At 46.4% G+C, this 535-nt stretch carries 1 protein-coding gene; it reads left to right on the top strand.

Annotation, left to right across the window (positions count from 1 at the left end):
• Positions 1 to 2 precede the first annotated feature (2 nt).
• The coding region (locus ACS8FC_RS20510) for an NAD(P)-binding protein (protein WP_439298139.1) at positions 3 to 535 on the top strand (533 nt) is incomplete at its 3' end.

The following is a 535-nucleotide window of genomic DNA, read 5'->3' as shown; positions in this document are numbered from 1 at the left end:
ATATGCAAGAAATCCCTATAGTGATCATTGGCGGTGGCTTGAGTGGACTATACGCCGCCTTTTTATTAGAGCAAAAAGGCATCGCGTATAGACTATTAGAGGCTCGTGATACATTGGGTGGTCGTATTGCAGTCGCCAAGTCTTCAGGTATGACCCGTTCTGAACAGGCAGTTTTTGACAAAAAGGCTGCTGATAAGGAAGCTGCTAATAAAGCCTGTGACAACACAGAATCAAATAATGCGTTTGATTTGGGGCCTTCTTGGTTTTGGCCAGACTATCAGCCACAATTGAGTAGGCTTATTGAATCATTAAATCTATCGCGCTTTGCTCAGTTTGAAGAGGGCGATATGATGGTTGAGCGCGCTGCTGATCAACGACCTGTAAGTATGCAAGGCTATAAAAGCGCGCCGCCTTCTATGCGCCTAGTCGGTGGAATGGCTGCTTTGATTGAGGCGTTATATGCGCGCCTAGATGCTCGCTGTATCATGACCAATCAAAAGGTACGGCAGTTGACTAAGACGGCTGGGCATATTGA

This window comes from Psychrobacter sp. 1Y4 (assembly GCF_051847555.1).
The sequence above is the reverse complement of the archived record's forward strand: the minus strand, read 5'-3'. Positions and strand labels throughout refer to the sequence as shown.